We start from the raw sequence: 16,222 nt of genomic DNA on the forward strand, positions 1-16,222 counted from the left end.
GCTACCCCCGGGTGATCTCCCTGGCCAGCTCCACCAGTTCCCTCACGTACGGGTGGGGGGCCGGGCCGTCGCGCCACGCCAGGGAGACCGGGAGGGGCGGGGCGTCCGTGAGGGGGACGTAGGCGACCGCCGGGTGCGGGTGCATGTCGGGGGTCGCGGTCGTCGTGACGCCCACCGCGCGGTCGGCGGCGATCGCGGCCAGCCAGTCGTCGGTGTTGGCCACGGTGACCGTGGAGGTGGGGCGCGCGTCGGCGGGCCACAGGTCGAGCGTCGTGGTGCCGGAGACCGGGTTGAGGGCGATCGTGCGGTGCGCCAGGTCCGCGAGGGCCAGCGCGGCACGGTCCGCGAGAGGGCTGTCGGCGGGGACGGCGGCCACCCGGCGCTCCGTGTGGAGGAGCTCGGTGACCAGGCCGGGCGCGTCGACCGGCCCGCGCAGCAGCGCGACGTCGACCGCGCCACGGGTCAGCCCCGCCGTGCGGTCGTCGATGCGGAGGAGTTCCAGCGGGACGTCGGGGTGCGCCGCGCGCCAGCGGCGCAGCAGGGGCGTGGTGTAGGGGCCGGCCGCCGACCACGCGTGCCCGAGCCGCAGCGGCCGGCGCACCGAGCGGCCCGCGTCCAGCGCGTCCTCGAACGCGGCGACGGCGACCGCCGCCCGGTCCCGGAAATCCTGCCCCGCCGCGGTGAGCGTGAGGTGGTGCGTCGAACGGTCCACGAGCCGTACGCCGAGCGCGTCCTCCAGCGCGGCGAGCGTGCGGGACGCGGCGGGCTGCGTGATGCGGAGGCGGGCGGCGGCACGGGTGACGCTGCCCTCCTCGGCGACGGCGAGGAAACAGCGCAGGTGACGCACTTCGACGGCGCGCGTACCGGGCGGCGGATCGGTCATGTCCGCGGAGCATAACCGGAGCGCAATCGGTATTTCTCAAGCCGTGCCGGGCGCCGTAGCTTCGACATGTGGACGTGGTTTGCGTACAGCAGTGAAACGGCTCCACAATCCTGTCTCGGTGCACTACCTTGGCTGGCGTAGTGCAGGACACTGAACTTTTCGGGGAAGGGCTCGCCGTGAATGTCTCCCGCAGCGATCAGGCGGCACCCGAGGCGACCTCCCAGGGGGCGTCGGGCCACGGGGCGTCGGGGCTCCGCGGGCGCATCGGTCCGCTCGGCCCCGTCGGGCTCGTGCTCGCGGGCGGCATCTCCGTGCAGTTCGGCGGCGCGCTCGCCGTGAGCGTGATGCCGAGGGTCGGCGCGGTCGGCATCGTGGCGCTGCGGCTCGTCTTCGCCGCGCTCGTGCTGCTCGTCGTGTGCCGGCCGAAGGTGCGCGGGCACTCGCGGGCCGACTGGGGGACGGTCGTCGCGTTCGGTGTGGCCATGGCCGGGATGAACGGCCTCTTCTACCAGTCCGTCGCCCGCATCCCCATGGGCCCCGCTGTCACCCTCGAGGTCCTCGGCCCGCTCGCGCTCTCCGTCCTCGCCTCGCGCCGCGCCGTGAACGTGGTCTGGGCGGGGCTCGCCCTCTGCGGTGTCTTCCTGCTCGGCGGCGGGGGAGGCTTCGACGGCCTCGACCCGGTCGGTGTCGCGTACGCCCTGGGGGCCGGCGCGATGTGGGCGATATACATCCTCTTCAGCGCGCGCACCGGGCGGCGCTTCCCGCAGGCCGACGGTCTTGCCCTCGCGATGGCGGTCGCGGCGGTGCTCTTCCTGCCGCTCGGCGTCGCCGCGTCCGGGTCGCGGCTGATCCAGCCGGGCACGCTGGCGCTCGGCGCGGCCGTGGCGGTGATGTCGTCCGTACTGCCGTACACCCTCGAACTCCTCGCCCTGCGGCGGCTGCCCGCGCACACCTTCGCGGTCCTGATGAGCCTGGAACCGGCCATCGCGTCCGTCGCCGGGTTCCTCGTCCTGAGCCAGGCCCTCTCCGCCGTCGAGGCCGTCGCCATCAGCCTGGTCATCGCGGCGAGCATGGGCGCGGTGCGGACGCAGGTGGGGCGGCGGCGGAGGCGTGCGGGGGCGGAGCCGGTGGCAGGGGTGGATCCGGTGGTGGGGGTGGATCCTGTTGCGGGGGTGGCCGCGGCGCCCCCGTCCGACCCGGGCCCTGTCCACACCACCCCGGGCGCCGAACCCGTCGGGCGGCCGTCCGAAAAGTAATGCAAGCACGCTTGCTTGTTTCTATGAGCGCTGCCATGCTCCGAGGCACTTCCCTCGGCCCTTGACCTGGTTCGGGCAGGGGGGACCCGACCGTGCCCCGAGGGGAGCGTTCCGTGTCCGATGCCTTGCCCGTGCTCGACGACCTGCGCAGCGAGAGCGAGGAACTCGACCGCCTCGTGGCGGAGTTGAGCCGGGAGCGGTGGTCACTCGCGACGCCCGCGCCCGGCTGGACCGTGGCCCATCAAATCGCGCACCTGACCTGGACGGACCGGGCCGCGCTGCTCGCCGCCACGGACCCGGACGCCTTCGCGGCGGAGGTCGAGAAGGCCGCGGCTGCGCCCGACTCCTTCGTGGACGAGGGCGCGGAGGAAGGCGCCGCGCTGCCGCCCGCCGAGCTGCTCGCCCGCTGGCGGGCCGGGCGCGACGAGCTGTGGCAGGTCCTGAGCGAGGCCCCCGCCGGTACGCGCCTGCCCTGGTACGGGCCGCCCATGGCCGTCCCCTCCATGGCGACGGCGCGGCTCATGGAGACCTGGGCGCACGGCCAGGACGTGGCGGACGCGCTCGGCGTGACGCGGGCCGCGACGGACCGGCTGCGGCACGTGGCGCGGATCGGGGTGCGGGCACGTGACTTCGCCTTCGCCGTACGCGGACTGAGCGCACCGCGCGAGGAGTTCCGGGTCGAACTGACCTCACCGGTGACGGACGAGGTGTGGTCGTACGGCCCCGAGACCGCCGCACAACGTGTGATCGGCCCGGCGCTCGACTTCTGCCTGCTCGTCACCCGACGCGCCCACCGCGCCGACCTGTCCGTCCGGGCGGAGGGCCCCGACGCCGACCGCTGGCTCGACATCGCCCAGGCCTTCGCAGGCCCACCCGGCCCCGGCCGCCCCCGGAAGACCCCGGCCCAGTGACCCCACCCGGCCGTCCGACGAAGGGACCCGGACAGTGACCGTACGACCCCGACCTCTCCGTGTCGGCAATGGCTCCGGTTTCTACGGGGACCGGTTCGGTGCCATGCGCGAGATGCTCACCGGTGGGGAGCTCGATGTCCTCACCGGGGACTATCTCGCCGAGTTGACCATGCTCATCCTCGGGCGGGACCGGCTCAAGGATCCGGGGCGCGGGTATGCCAAGACCTTTCTGCGGCAGCTGGAGGAGTGTCTCGGGCTCGCCCGGGAGCGGGGCGTGCGAATCGTGGTCAATGCGGGTGGGCTCAATCCGGGCGGTCTCGCCGAGGCCGTACGGGAGTTGGCCGGGCGGCTCGGGCTCGGGGAGACGCGGGTCGCGCACGTCGAGGGCGACGACCTCGGCGCCCGCTTCCCCGGCGCGCTGACCGCCAACGCCTACCTCGGCGGCGCCGGCATCGCCGCGTGCCTCAACGCGGGCGCCGATGTCGTCGTCACCGGCCGCGTCACCGACGCCGCCCTGGTCACCGGGCCCGCCGCCGCGCACTTCGGGTGGGGGCCGACGGAGTACGACCGGCTGGCGGGCGCCGTCGTCGCCGGGCACGTGCTGGAGTGCGGTGCGCAGGCCACCGGGGGCAATTACGCCTTCTTCGCCGAGCACGGGGCGGACGGCCTGCGTCATCCCGGGTACCCCCTCGCCGAGATCCACGAGGACGGCTCGTGCGTCATCACCAAACATGACGGCACCGGCGGCTTCGTCGACGTCGGGACCGTCACCGCGCAGCTCCTGTACGAGACGCAGGGCGCCCGGTACGCCGGGCCCGATGTGACCGCCCGCCTCGACACCGTCATCCTCACCCAGGCCGGCCCCGACCGCGTCCGGATCGACGGCGTGCGCGGTGAGGCGCCGCCCCCGACCCTCAAGGCGGGCCTCAACCGCCTCGGCGGGTTCCGCAACGAAGTCGTCTTCGTGCTCACCGGGCTCGACATCGAGGCCAAGGCCGCCCTCGTCCGTGCCCAGATCGAGGACGCCCTCGACCGCGCCAAGTCCCGCCCCGCGCACGTCCGGTGGGAGCTCGCCCGCACCGACCGCGAGGACGCGCTCACCGAGGAGAGCGCCAGCGCCCTGCTCCGCCTCGTCGTGCGCGACGCCGACGCCGACACGGTCGGCCGCACCCTCAGCGGCGCCGCCATCGAGCTGGCCCTCGCCAGCTATCCCGGTTTCCATGTGACGGCACCGCCCGGAAAGGGATCGCCCTACGGCGTCTTCGAGGCGGCGTACGTCGACCGGGACAGCGTCCAGCACGTGGCGGTCCTGCCGGACGGGGAGCGGCGCCCGATCCCGTCCGGCGCCGACACCCTCGTACGGGAAGACCTCCCTGTACCGGAAGACCGCCCCGTACCGGAAGACCTCGATCCGTCCCCGTCCCCGCTCCCCGCGCCCCTCCCGCCCGGCCCCACCCGCCGCGCCCCCCTCGGCCTCGTCGCCGGGGCCCGCAGCGGCGACAAGGGAGGCGACGCGAACATCGGCGTGTGGGTGCGCACCGACGACGCGTGGCGGTGGCTCGCCCACGAGCTGACGGTGGACCGGCTGCGCGAACTCCTGCCGGAGACCGCGGGGCTGCCCGTCACCCGCCACGACCTGCCCAACCTGCGCGCCCTGAACTTCGTCGCCGAGGGGCTGCTCGGCGAGGGCGTGGCCGCGCAGGCCCGCTTCGACCCGCAGGCCAAGGGCCTCGGCGAGTGGCTGCGCGCCCGCCACCTGGACATACCGGAGGTACTGCTGTGACACAGGAGGTACTGCTGTGACCGTCCTCGCCTCCGCGCTCGACCCCGCGAGCGCCGAATACGCCGAGCACCGGCAGGTCATGCTGGACCGGCTCGCCGAGCTCGACGCCGAACAGGCCAAGGCGCTGGAAGGGGGCGGGGAGAAGTACGTCCAGCGGCACCGCAAGCGCGGCAAGCTGCTCGCCCGGGAGCGGATCGAGCTGCTCCTCGACCCCGACACGCCCTTCCTGGAGCTGTCGCCCCTCGCCGCCTGGGGCAGCGACTATCCCGTCGGCGCGTCCATGGTCACCGGCATCGGCGTTGTCGAGGGCGTGGAGTGTCTGATCACCGCCAATGATCCGACCGTGCGGGGCGGCGCCTCCAATCCCTGGACACTGAAGAAGGCCTTCCGGGCGCACGAGATCGGGCACGCGAACCGGCTGCCCTCCATCCACCTCGTGGAGTCCGGAGGCGCCGACCTGCCGTCCCAGAAGGAGATCTTCATTCCGGGCGGCGCCCTCTTCAAACACCTCACGCAGTCCTCGGCGGCCGGGATTCCGACGATCGCCGTCGTCTTCGGGAACTCGACCGCCGGAGGCGCGTACGTCCCCGGCATGAGCGACCACGTGATCATGGTCAAGGAGCGCGCGAAGGTCTTCCTCGGCGGGCCGCCCCTGGTGAAGATGGCGACCGGCGAGGAGAGCGACGACGAGTCGCTCGGCGGCGCCGAGATGCACGCCCGCACCTCCGGCCTCGCCGACCACCTCGCCGAGGACGAGCGGGACGCGCTCCGCCAGGCCCGCCGGGTCGTGTCGCGCCTCAACTGGCGCAAGGCGTACCCCGATCCGGGCCCCGCCGAGCCGCCCAAGTACGACGAGGACGAACTCCTCGGCATCGTCCCCGGCGACCTGAAGAAACCCTTCGACCCGCGCGAGGTCATCGCCCGCGTCGTCGACGGCTCCGACTTCGACGAGTTCAAGCCGTTGTATGGCAGCTCCCTCGTCACCGGGTGGGCCGCCCTGCACGGCTATCCCGTCGGCATCCTCGCCAACGCGCAGGGCGTGCTGTTCAGCGAGGAGTCGCAGAAGGCCGCCCAGTTCATCCAGTTGGCCAACCAGCGCGACATCCCGCTGGTCTTCCTGCACAACACCACCGGCTACATGGTCGGCAAGGAGTACGAGCAGGGCGGCATCATCAAGCACGGCGCGATGATGATCAACGCGGTCAGCAACTCGCGCGTGCCGCATCTGTCGGTGCTCATGGGGGCGAGTTACGGCGCCGGGCACTACGGCATGTGCGGGCGCGCCTACGACCCGCGCTTCCTCTTCGCCTGGCCGAGCGCCAAGTCCGCCGTCATGGGCCCGCAGCAGCTCGCGGGCGTCCTGTCGATCGTGGCCCGCGCCTCGGCCGCCGCCAAGGGGCAGCCGTACGACGACGAGGCCGACGCCGGGCTCCGCGCCATGGTGGAGCAGCAGATCGAGGCGGAATCGCTACCGATGTTCCTGTCCGGGCGGCTCTACGACGACGGGGTCATCGACCCGCGCGACACCCGCACCGTCCTCGGTCTGTGCCTGTCCGCGATCCACACCGCCCCCTACGAGGGCGCACGCGGCGGCTTCGGCGTCTTCCGGATGTGAGGAGAACACCCCATGATTTCCACCCTGCTGGTGGCCAACCGGGGCGAGATCGCCTGCCGCGTCTTCCGCACCTGCCGCGATCTCGGCATCACCACGGTCGCCGTGCACTCCGACGCCGACGCGGGCGCCCTGCACGTACGCGAGGCCGACACGGCGGTACGGCTGCCGGGGGCGGCGCCCTCCGAGACGTATCTGCGCGGCGACCTCGTCGTGAAGGCCGCGCAGGCCGCGGGCGCCGACGCGGTCCACCCCGGCTACGGCTTCCTCTCCGAGAACGCCGACTTCGCGCGGGCCGTCCTCGCCGCGGGCCTCACCTGGATCGGCCCGCCGCCCGCCGCCATCGAGGCGATGGCGTCCAAGACGCGCGCCAAGGAACTGATGGGCGTCGAACCGCTCGGCGACGTCACCGAGGCCGACCTGCCCGTCCTCGTGAAGGCGGCCGCGGGCGGCGGCGGGCGCGGCATGCGCGTCGTACGGGATCTGGCCGATCTGCCGGGGGAGCTGGCGGCCGCCCGGGCCGAGGCCGCCAGTGCCTTCGGCGACGGGGAGGTGTTCGTCGAGCCGTACGTCGAGGGCGGCCGGCACGTCGAGGTGCAGATCATGGCCGACGCGCACGGCACCGTGTGGCCGCTCGGCACCCGCGACTGTTCCCTCCAGCGCCGCCACCAGAAGGTCATCGAGGAGTCCCCGGCCCCCGGCCTCACGCCGGAACTGGTCGCGGAGCTGCACGCGCAGGCCGTGCGCGCCGCCCGCGTCACCGACTACCGCGGCGCGGGCACCGTCGAATTCCTGGTGGCCGGAGAGCGGGCGCACTTCCTGGAGATGAACACCCGGCTCCAGGTGGAACACCCGGTCACCGAGGCCGTGTTCGGGCTCGACCTCGTGGCGCTGCAGATCCGGATCGCCGAAGGCCTCGCCCTGGAGAAGGACCCGCCGGCCGCGCACGGCCACGCCGTCGAGGCCCGCCTCTACGCCGAGGACCCGGCCGCCGACTGGGCCCCGCAGACCGGCACCCTGCACCGCATCGACGTGCCCGGCGGCGTGCGCCTCGACACCGGGTACACCGCGGGCGACACCATCGGCGTGCACTACGACGCGATGCTCGCCAAGGCCGTCGCGCACGCGCCGACGCGCGCAGAGGCCGTACGCAAACTGGCGGGCGCCCTGGAACGCGCCGCGGTCCACGGCCCCGTGACCAACCGTGACCTGCTCGTACGCTCCCTGCGGCACCCCGAGTTCACCGAGGGCCGCATGGACACCGGCTTCTACGACCGGCACGCCGCCGCGCTCACCACCTCGGCGCCCGACCCGCACGCACCGCTGGCCGCCGCCCTCGCCGACGCGCACGGCCGCTCCCGGTTCGGCGGCTGGCGCAACCTCCGCTCCCAGCCCCACCTCAAGCGCTACCGCACCGAGCCCGACGGCACCGAGCACGAGGTGCGCTACCACCACACCCGGCAGGGGCCGGCCGCCGACGGCGTGACCGTGATCGACGTGCGCCCCGGGCTCGTGGTCCTCGAAGTGGACGGCGTACGGCGGCAGTACAGGGTCCACCGGTACGGAGACCGCGTGCACGTCGGCACACCCGACGGGGACACCGCCCTCACGCCGCTGCCGCTGCTCCCCGAACCGGCCGCCCGCCGCGCGCCCGGCTCGCTGCTCGCCCCGATGCCCGGCACCGTCGTCCGCGTCGCCGAGGGGCTCGCCGAAGGGCAGCCGGTCACGGCCGGGCAGCCCCTCGTCTGGCTGGAGGCCATGAAGATGGAGCACCGCATCTGCGCCCCCGCCGCCGGAACGCTCACCGCCCTGCACGCCGTGCCCGGCCGCCAGGTCGAGGTCGGCACGCTGCTCGCCGTCGTCCAAGCCGCAGCCCAGGCCACCGGCCAAGCCGCCGCCCAAGCCGCCGTCCCGGAGGAGAACGCCTCATGAGCACCGCTCGCAGCACCGCTCGCAGCACCGTCCTCGAAACCGCTGAGCACCAGGCCCTGCGCGCCGCCGTCGCCGCACTCGGCAAGCGGTACGGTCGCGACTACCTGGCCCGCGTCGCGGGCGCCGGCGGCCACCCCGACGAGCTGTGGGCGGACGCCGCCAAGCTCGGCTACCTGGGCGTCAACCTGCCCGAGGAGTACGGGGGAGGGGGCGGCGGCATCGCGGAACTCTCCATCGTCCTGGAGGAGTTGGGTGCCGCAGGCTGTCCGCTCCTCATGATGGTCGTCTCGCCCGCGATCTGCGGCACCGTCATCGCCCGCTTCGGCACCGAGGAGCAGAAGCGGGCCTGGCTGCCCGGCCTCGCCGACGGCTCCCGCACCATGGCGTTCGGGATCACCGAGCCCGACGCGGGCTCCAACTCCCACCGCATCACCACCACGGCCCGCCGCGACCCCGACTCCGGCGACTGGCTCCTGTCCGGCCGCAAGGTGTTCATCTCCGGCGTCGACATCGCCGACGCGACACTCATCGTGGGCCGTACGTCCGACGCGCGGACCGGCAACCTCAAACCGTGCCTGTTCATCGTCCCGCGCGACGCCCCCGGCTTCGGGCGGCGGCAGATCGACATGGAACTCCAGGCCGCCGAGAAGCAGTTCGAGCTGACCCTCGACGATGTGCGGCTGCCCGCCGACGCGCTCGTCGGCGACGAGGACGCGGGGCTCCTCCAGCTCTTCGCGGGCCTCAACCCCGAGCGCATCATGACCGCCGCGTTCGCACTCGGCATGGGCCGGTACGCGCTGTCCCGCGCCGTCGAGTACGCCAAGGAACGCAGCGTGTGGAAGTCGCCGATCGGCGCCCACCAGGCCATCGCGCACCCCCTCGCCCAGTCCCACGTGGAGATCGAACTCGCCCGCCTGATGATGCAGAAGGCCGCGAGGCTCTACGACGAGGGTGACGACGTCGGCGCGGGCGAGGCCGCCAACATGGCCAAGCTCGCCGCCGCCGACGCCTGCGTGAAGGCCGTCGACCAGTCCGTGCACACGCTGGGCGGCAACGGCCTGACGAAGGAGTTCGGCCTCGCCTCGCTGATCGTCGCGTCCCGCGTGGCGCGGATCGCCCCGGTGAGCCGGGAGATGATCCTCAACTACGTCTCGCACCAGACGCTCGGCCTGCCCAAGTCCTACTGAGGAGCGCTCCCGTGAGTCTTTCCGTCTCTTCACCGGTGCGCGGCATCACCACCGTCACGCTGGACGCGCCCGAGCGGCGCAACGCGCTCTCGGCGGAGCTGGTGGGCGCCCTGGCCGAGGCGCTCGGCGACCTCGGCGAGGACCGCGACACGCGCGCGGTCCTCCTCACCCACACCGGCACGACGTTCTGCTCGGGCGCCGACCTGAAGGCGCCGCCCGACCCGCGGGACTTCGTGGCGCTGCTCCGGCAGCTCGTGGCGCTCCCCAAACCGGTCGCCGCGCGGGTGGACGGGCATGTGCGGGCGGGCGGGCTCGGGCTGCTCGGCGCCTGCGACGTGGCGGTCGCGGGCCCGGGGGCGACGTTCGCGTTCACGGAGGTGCACATCGGCGTCGCCCCCGCCGTGATCTCCCTGCCCCTGCTGCCCCGCCTCGACCCGAGCGCCGCGTCCCGCTACTACCTCACCGGGGAGCGCTTCGACGCGGCGGAGGCGGCCAGGACCGGCCTGGTCACGCTGGCCGCTGCCGACGTCGACGCCGCACTGGAACCGCTGCTCGACGGGTTCCGCGCGGCGGCGCCGGGCGCCCTGGCCGAGACGAAGAAGCTGCTCACGGCTAGGGTGCTCGACGCATTCGACGACCAATCGGACGCCCTCACGGCCCTGTCCGCGCGGCTCTTCGGCTCCGCCGAGGCGCGCGACGGCATGACGGCGTTCCTCGAACGACGGGAGCGCCCATGGGTGCTGTGACCGCCGACGACCGCGCGCCCCGGCAGGAGCGTGCCGCGAAGCAGGAGCGTGCGCCGAAGCAGGACCGCAGCCGCGCGACGCGGCAGAAACTCCTGGAGGCGGCGGTGTCCTGCCTCGCCGAGCACGGCTGGGCGGGCTCCACGGTCTCGGTGGTCGCCGAGCGGGCGGGTGTCTCGCGGGGCGCGGCGCAGCACCATTTCCCCACCAGGGAGGACCTGTTCACGGCGGCCGTCGAGTACGTCGCCGAACAGCGCTCCACGGCGTTGCGCGCCCTGCCCGCCCAGGACAGGGCGTCCGTGGTCGCCGCTCTCGTCGACCTCTACACCGGCCCGCTCTTCCGCGCGGCGCTCCACCTGTGGGTCGCCGCGTCGAACGAGCCGCAGCTCGGCTCCCGCGTCACGGAACTGGAATCCCGCGTGGGCCGCGAGACGCACCGCATCGCGGTGGAGCTGCTCGACGCCGACGAGTCCCGCCCCGGCGTCCGCGAGACGATCCAGGGCCTCCTGGACATGGCGCGGGGCCTGGGCCTCGCGAACCTGCTGACGGACGACGGGACGAGACGGGAGCGGGTGGTGGCGCAGTGGACGGTGCTGGTGGAGGAGGCGTTGAGGACGAAGGATTGAGCCCCTCCGGCGATCGGGGAGCGGGGTCCGGGGCGGAGCCCCGGGACGTCAGCACACGGTGCCGTCAGCGGGCGATCTCGTCGTACCCCTCGATGGCCTGCGGGGAGCGGCTGCCGGGCCCGGTGTAGCGGGCGGAAGGCCGGACGAGCCGTCCCGTCCGCTTCTGCTCCAGGATGTGCGCCGACCAGCCCGCGGTCCGCGCGCACGTGAACATCGACGTGAACATGTGCGCCGGCACCTCGGCGAAGTCGAGGACGATCGCCGCCCAGAACTCCACGTTCGTGGCGAGGACGCGGTCGGGCCTGCGGGCGTGCAGCTCGTCGAGGGCCGCCTTCTCCAGGGCCTCCGCGACCTCGAAGCGGGGCGCGCCCAGCTCACGGGCGGTGCGCCGCAGCACGCGCGCGCGGGGGTCCTCGGCCCGGTACACCCGGTGCCCGAAGCCCATCAGCCGCTCGCCCTTGTCCAGGGCCTGCTTCACGTACGCCACCGCGTCGCCCGTGCGCTCGATCTCCTCGATCATGCCGAGGACGCGGGACGGGGCACCGCCGTGCAGCGGCCCGGACATCGCGCCGACGGCCCCGCTCAGCGCCGCCGCCACGTCCGCGCCGGTGGAGGCGATGACGCGGGCGGTGAACGTGGACGCGTTCATGCCGTGCTCGGCGGCCGACGTCCAGTACGCGTCGACGGCCTGCACGTGCTTGGGGTCGGGCTCGCCGCGCCAGCGCTTCATGAACCGCTCGACGACCGTCCCTGCCTTGTCGATCTCCCGCTGCGGAACCATCGGCAGACCCTGCCCGCGGGCCGACTGGGCGACGTACGAGAGGGCCATGACGGCGGCGCGCGCCAGGTCCTCGCGGGCCTGCTCCTCGCTGATGTCGAGCAGCGGCCGCAGGCCCCAGACGGGCGCGAGCATCGCCAGGGCGGACTGGACGTCGACGCGGATGTCACCGGAGTGCACCGGGATCGGGAAGGGCTCGGCGGGCGGCAGACCGGGGTTGAAGGCGCCGTCGACGAGCAGGCCCCACACGTTCCCGAAGGAGACGTGGCCGACCAGGTCCTCGATGTCGACGCCGCGGTAGCGCAGGGCGCCGCCTTCCTTGTCCGGTTCGGCGATCTCCGTCTCGAACGCGACGACTCCTTCAAGACCAGGTACGAAGTCGGACATCAGGCGGCTCCTCGTGATGGGTTCGACATGATGGTGGCGAGAGAGGCGGCTTCGGCGACCCGCGGACCGGAACGTATCCCGGTGATGCCCCGTGAGGCCGGCGGTCACCCAACCGATACGGCAGAGGGACGATATCCCCTGGTGCCACCTTTGGCGATGGAATGCGGCACTCAGTGCCACACGTCACCTCTCCGTGGCGCCACGTGCCTCTTCGGGCAGCCCTGTGTTCAAGGCTCATACGGCAAGATGACCGCGTGACCGACTCCAGTGCTCCTCTTCCGGAACCGGCTGACATGCGCGAGCAGTACGTCACCGGAGGGCTCTCCGAGGCCGAGCTGCCGGCCGCGCCCATGGACCAGTTCGCCCTCTGGTTCAAGGAGGCGGCACGCGACAAGGACGCCGTCCCGGAGCCGAACGCCATGGTCGTCTCGACCGCCGACGAGGCGGGCCGGCCCAGCTCCCGCACGGTGCTCCTGAAGGGCTTCGACGAGCGGGGCTTCGTCTTCTACACCAACTACGGCTCCCGCAAGGCCCGCGAGCTCGCCGCCAATCCGCACGTCTCGCTGCTCTTCCCCTGGCACGCCGTGGCCCGCCAGGTGATCGTCTCCGGCACCGCGGAGCGCGTCGGGCGCGAGGAGACGGTCGCGTACTTCCGCACCCGCCCGCACGGCTCCCAGCTCGGCGCCTGGGCCAGCGCCCAGTCCTCCGTGCTCGCCTCACGCGCCGAACTGGACCGCGCCTACGCCGACCTGGCGGCCCGTTACCCGGAGGGCGAGCAGGTCCCGGCGCCGCCGGACTGGGGCGGCTTCCGGGTGAGACCGCAGGCGGTGGAGTTCTGGCAGGGGCGCGTGGACCGCCTGCACGACCGCCTGCGGTACGTGCGCACGGAGGACGGCAGCGGGTGGCGCATCGAGCGGCTGAGCCCGTAGATGTCAGCCCGTCCGGCGTTTGAGGACGAGTAGGCCGAAGGCCACGATTGACGGCGCCGCACACGCCGGGCACCGCACGGGGCACCACGTCACCCGCCGGCCAGGACCCCGTCCAGAAACGGTTCGACCGCGGCGCGCCACGCGTCCGGCTGGTCGTAGTGCACGAGGTGCCCCGCGTCGGCCACTTCGGCGTACTCCCCGCGGGGCAGCACGCGGACCATCTCCTGGGACTCGGCACGGCCGAGCTCGCCGTCCTGGCCGCGCACGACGAGCGCGGGGCAGCGGACCTGGATGAGCTCCTCCCAGTGCGCGTCGTGCACCCACGTCTCGCGGGAGCTGAGCATCTGGGCGCGGTCGAAGACGGGCCGCCAGCCGTCCGGGCCCTCGGCCATCACCTCGGCGAAGAACTCACCGCGCGCCGGGTTGGGGCGCTCCACCCAGGGGTCGTCCTCGCCGAACCACTTGCGTACGTCGGCGAGGGTCGCGAACGGCACCGGCCAGGACTTGAACCAGTCCTCCCAGTCGCGCTGGGACGCGGCCCCGAGGGCGGAGGCCCGCATGTCGCAGATGACGAGGCCCTGGACGAGGTCGGGGCGGCGCGCGGCGAGCTGCCAGGCGGTGAGGGCGCCCATGGAGTGGCCGATGAGGACGGCGGGGGCGAGGCCGAGCTGGACGAGGGCGGCCTCGGCGTCGTCCACATAGGCGTCGCGGGTGTAGGGGCCGTCGGCGGGCTTCTCGCTCCTGCCGTGGCCGCGCTGGTCGAGTGCGACCGCGCGGTGCCGCTCGGCGAGCCAGCGGGCGGTGCCCGCCCAGTGCGAGGCGCGGCCCATCAGGCCGTGCAGCAACAGCACCCCGCCGGACGCTCCCTCGGCCTCCCTGAGCTTGGGAGGGTCGGCGTACTCCCAGGCGGCGAGGCGTACGCCACCCGCACCCGTCACGTCGATGCGCCGCACCATGGTTCCTGGCACCCCCCTTGGTTCCGCTCGGGTTTCACGCCTGGTCCTGCTTCACACCCCCGCACGCTATCGAACTCCCTTTCGAAATCGGCCGGTTCGCCGATAACACCCCACCTTCGGGTGACCACGCTCAAGGATTGACCGGCGCGGCCGAGGGGAGATCTTCATCGGGAGGCGGGCCGCTCGGGGAGTTCGGTCCGAGGGGAATGACCCTGAGAGCTCGGGGCTCCGGGTCAGCACAGGGGAGGACAGGCCCCGGCGCTCTTGAGCGCCGGGGCCCTCGCCTTGTTCGCGCTCACCAGACGGGCACATCCTCCAGCCCCCTCTCCGGCCGACCGGCCAGACCTGGCGCCGACACGGTCAAGAGCCCTCAGGTCATATGCCTCTCGCGACAGCCTCGCACGCAAAACGCTCGGGCGCTGCGATTCCGCACACTGAATCTTGGACTCCGCAAAATCGCGGGGAGACCATGAAGAACCGTCAACTACCTCATGCGCAACGGAAGTTGACCTCAGCGCGGCGACCGGGCCCGAGAGCCCGGCGACCGGCGGTGCCGAGAGCTCGGCGACCGGCGGTGCCGAGGGCTCGGTGCCCGGTGGCGGACGGCCTCAGCGCTTGGCGACGAAGACGTGCGACGCGACCTCCGTGGTGAGCTCCGCGGCCTCGCCGCTGCTGCCCACCAGGACACCGCCCGCCGACTCCGTCACGCTCACCACGGAGCCCGGCTGCACGCCGGCCCGCCGCAGCGTGTACATCAGCTGCGCGTCCGTCTGGATCGGCTCGCCGATGCGGCGCACCACGACCGTCTTGCCCTCGGAGCCCGGGTCGAGCTCCGTCAGGGAGACCATGCCCTCGTCCAGGAACGGGTCCGCGCCGTCCTTCTCGCCCAGCTCCTCCAGGCCCGGGATCGGGTTCCCGTACGGAGACTCGGTGGGGTGGCGCAGGAGCTCAAGGACGCGGCGCTCCACCGCCTCGCTCATCACGTGCTCCCAGCGGCAGGCCTCGGCGTGCACCTGCTCCCACTCGAGACCGATCACGTCGACGAGCAGGCACTCCGCGAGGCGGTGCTTGCGCATCACGCGGGTGGCCAGGCGGCGGCCCTCCTCGGTCAGCTCCAGGTGCCGGTCGCTGGCGACCGCCACCAGGCCGTCGCGCTCCATGCGCGCCACGGTCTGGCTCACCGTCGGTCCGCTCTGGTCGAGCCGCTCCGCGATCCGGGCGCGCATGGGGACCACACCTTCCTCCTCCAGCTCGAGGATGGTGCGCAAATACATCTCAGTGGTGTCAATCAGCCCCGACATGGGTGCCCCTCAGAATTCGCTCGTGCGCTGGCCCTGCCCTCAATTCTGACGCATACCACTGACAACCGTGCCGCGCCGGTGGAATTCCCGCCCAGTACCGGCCTGTGAGGGCCTGCGACGGTGTTGACAGGGCACTGGTCCAGACCGCAACGTGATGCGAATGAGCTCGAAGAGCGAGAGCAAGAGCGAGAGCAAGTCGGCAGGTCAGTACTTCGACGCCGCGATCGGACTGCTCCAGAGGGTCCGCGACGAAGAGTCCGGGAATGTGGCGGAGGCCGGCACGCTGCTCGCCGACGCGGTCGAGGCCGGCGGACGCCTCTTCGCCTTCGGCGCCGGGCACTCCTCCCTCGCCGCGCAGGACGTCGTCTACCGCGCGGGCGGCCTCGCCCTCGTCAACCTCCTCGCCGTGCCCGGTGTGGTCGGCGTCGACGTGATGCCCGCCACGCTCGGCTCCGCCCTGGAGCGGGTCGACGGCCTCGCGGGCGCCGTCCTCGACTCCTCGCCGGCCCGCCCCGGCGACGTACTCGTGATCGTCTCGCTCTCCGGGCGGAACTCGCTGCCGGTCGAGATGGCCATGAACGCCCGCGCCCTCGGCCTGAAGGTCATCGGCGTCACCTCGGTGGCGTACGCGACGGAGACCAGGTCGCGGCACGTCTCCGGCACCTTCCTGAAGGACCACTGCGACGTGGTGGTCGACTCCAAGATCGGCGTCGGCGACGCGGAGCTCTCCCTCGACGGGGTCGACGCCCCCTTCGGGCCCGCCTCCAGCGTCGTCACCAACGCGCTGATGCAGGCCATGACCGCCGCGGCCGTCGAGCAGCTCGCCGAGCGCGGCATCCAGCCGCCACTCCTCAGGTCGGGGAACGTGGACGGCGGCCACGACTGGAACGGCCGCGTCTTCCAGGAGTACGGGGACCGGATCTTCTACCGGCACTGAG

The 16,222-nt window shown here is 73.0% G+C and carries 14 protein-coding genes; 10 read left to right on the plus strand and 4 right to left on the minus strand.

Annotated elements, in window-relative coordinates; genetic code table 11:
* Position 1 precedes the first annotated feature (1 nt).
* The gene (locus ACH4D5_RS17440; RefSeq protein ID WP_398303063.1) at positions 2 to 883 is read right to left on the minus strand and encodes a LysR family transcriptional regulator; all 882 of its coding nucleotides are present in this window, start codon (positions 881 to 883) and stop codon (positions 2 to 4) included.
* A gap of 140 nt (positions 884 to 1,023) precedes the next feature.
* Here ACH4D5_RS17440 and ACH4D5_RS17445 point away from each other — a divergent pair, with 140 nt between their 5' ends.
* The 8 genes from ACH4D5_RS17445 to ACH4D5_RS17480 all read left to right on the plus strand — a co-directional run bounded on the left by ACH4D5_RS17445 (position 1,024) and on the right by ACH4D5_RS17480 (position 10,933).
* Positions 1,024 to 2,139, plus strand: a complete 1,116-nt coding sequence (locus tag ACH4D5_RS17445) for an EamA family transporter (RefSeq protein WP_398303065.1) — start codon at positions 1,024 to 1,026, stop codon at positions 2,137 to 2,139.
* 113 nt (positions 2,140 to 2,252) lie between these two features.
* The gene (locus tag ACH4D5_RS17450; RefSeq protein WP_398303067.1) at positions 2,253 to 3,050 is read left to right on the plus strand and encodes a TIGR03084 family metal-binding protein; all 798 of its coding nucleotides are present in this window, start codon (positions 2,253 to 2,255) and stop codon (positions 3,048 to 3,050) included.
* Between the two features lie 103 nt (positions 3,051 to 3,153).
* Positions 3,154 to 4,833, plus strand: a complete 1,680-nt coding sequence (locus ACH4D5_RS17455; RefSeq protein ID WP_398303743.1) for an acyclic terpene utilization AtuA family protein — start codon at positions 3,154 to 3,156, stop codon at positions 4,831 to 4,833.
* A gap of 16 nt (positions 4,834 to 4,849) precedes the next feature.
* Entirely contained in the window at positions 4,850 to 6,448 is a 1,599-nt protein-coding gene (locus tag ACH4D5_RS17460) for an acyl-CoA carboxylase subunit beta (RefSeq protein WP_398303070.1), read from the plus strand.
* A 12-nt stretch (positions 6,449 to 6,460) separates the two neighbouring features.
* Complete coding sequence (locus ACH4D5_RS17465) at positions 6,461 to 8,377, plus strand: biotin carboxylase N-terminal domain-containing protein (RefSeq protein ID WP_398303073.1); 1,917 nt, start codon at positions 6,461 to 6,463, stop codon at positions 8,375 to 8,377.
* Positions 8,374 to 9,564 (plus strand): acyl-CoA dehydrogenase family protein, encoded by a 1,191-nt coding sequence (locus ACH4D5_RS17470; RefSeq protein ID WP_398303075.1) that lies wholly within the window; start codon positions 8,374 to 8,376, stop codon positions 9,562 to 9,564. The genes ACH4D5_RS17465 and ACH4D5_RS17470 overlap by 4 nt, the downstream gene beginning before the upstream one ends.
* A gap of 11 nt (positions 9,565 to 9,575) precedes the next feature.
* Positions 9,576 to 10,310 carry an enoyl-CoA hydratase family protein gene (locus tag ACH4D5_RS17475; protein WP_398303077.1) on the plus strand — a complete coding sequence of 245 codons (735 nt, stop codon included), beginning with the start codon at positions 9,576 to 9,578 and terminating at the stop codon, positions 10,308 to 10,310.
* Positions 10,298 to 10,933, plus strand: coding sequence for a TetR/AcrR family transcriptional regulator (locus ACH4D5_RS17480; RefSeq protein WP_398303080.1), 636 nt, complete (start codon positions 10,298 to 10,300; stop codon positions 10,931 to 10,933). Before ACH4D5_RS17475 ends, ACH4D5_RS17480 begins: the two co-directional genes overlap by 13 nt.
* A 64-nt stretch (positions 10,934 to 10,997) precedes the next feature.
* Here the strand turns inward: ACH4D5_RS17480 and ACH4D5_RS17485 are convergent, their stop codons facing one another.
* Positions 10,998 to 12,098, minus strand: a complete 1,101-nt coding sequence (locus ACH4D5_RS17485; RefSeq protein WP_398303082.1) for a citrate synthase 2 — start codon at positions 12,096 to 12,098, stop codon at positions 10,998 to 11,000.
* Positions 12,099 to 12,391: 293 nt separating this feature from the next.
* On the opposite strand from ACH4D5_RS17485, the gene pdxH reads away from it, so the two are divergent.
* Complete coding sequence (gene pdxH, locus ACH4D5_RS17490; protein ID WP_398303745.1) at positions 12,392 to 13,027, plus strand: pyridoxamine 5'-phosphate oxidase; 636 nt, start codon at positions 12,392 to 12,394, stop codon at positions 13,025 to 13,027.
* 89 nt (positions 13,028 to 13,116) lie between these two features.
* Here pdxH and ACH4D5_RS17495 read toward each other — a convergent pair whose 3' ends face one another.
* The gene (locus tag ACH4D5_RS17495; protein ID WP_398303084.1) at positions 13,117 to 13,983 is read right to left on the minus strand and encodes an alpha/beta fold hydrolase; all 867 of its coding nucleotides are present in this window, start codon (positions 13,981 to 13,983) and stop codon (positions 13,117 to 13,119) included.
* Positions 13,984 to 14,591: 608 nt separating this feature from the next.
* Positions 14,592 to 15,284 (minus strand): metal-dependent transcriptional regulator, encoded by a 693-nt coding sequence (locus ACH4D5_RS17500; protein ID WP_398303086.1) that lies wholly within the window; start codon positions 15,282 to 15,284, stop codon positions 14,592 to 14,594.
* A 160-nt stretch (positions 15,285 to 15,444) separates the two neighbouring features.
* On the opposite strand from ACH4D5_RS17500, the gene ACH4D5_RS17505 reads away from it, so the two are divergent.
* Positions 15,445 to 16,221 carry an SIS domain-containing protein gene (locus ACH4D5_RS17505; protein WP_398303088.1) on the plus strand — a complete coding sequence of 259 codons (777 nt, stop codon included), beginning with the start codon at positions 15,445 to 15,447 and terminating at the stop codon, positions 16,219 to 16,221.
* Position 16,222: the final 1 nt, after the last annotated feature.

Source organism: Streptomyces sp. NPDC018029 (assembly GCF_044327655.1).
Classification (GTDB): Bacteria; Actinomycetota; Actinomycetes; order Streptomycetales; family Streptomycetaceae; genus Streptomyces.